Source organism: Chryseobacterium sp. SIMBA_029 (assembly GCF_046535275.1).
GTDB lineage: Bacteria > Bacteroidota > Bacteroidia > Flavobacteriales > Weeksellaceae > Chryseobacterium.
Genome location: NZ_JAWRXA010000727.1, coordinates 1 through 244, shown reverse-complemented (window position 1 = coordinate 244; position 244 = coordinate 1). Strand labels below are relative to the sequence as shown.

The window sequence follows — 244 nt, the reverse complement described above, 5'->3', positions numbered from 1 at the left end:
CACTGGAATCTTCAACCAGGTGGACAGCCTGTTGGGTACCCTTGCCGGATCCGAAAGCGGCGGCTTTGAACTCAAGAAGGTGGCTTCACTCGGTCAGGTGGCGTCCTTCGCAACGATTATCGCCGTCGTGAATGTTGTTCTGCTCACGGCGCTGTCGATGCTCTCGGCCGTGCTTTATAACATTTCCGCAACGTTGGTTGGCGGCATTGGCGTCACTCTGACGGACGACTAGTAAAAAAATCGC

At 54.9% G+C, this 244-nt stretch carries 1 protein-coding gene; it reads left to right on the top strand.

Annotation, left to right across the window (positions count from 1 at the left end):
- A partial coding sequence (locus SB679_RS25855; protein ID WP_410705234.1) for a DUF3566 domain-containing protein occupies positions 1–232 on the top strand: 232 nt, incomplete at its 5' end.
- Positions 233–244 lie beyond the last annotated feature (12 nt).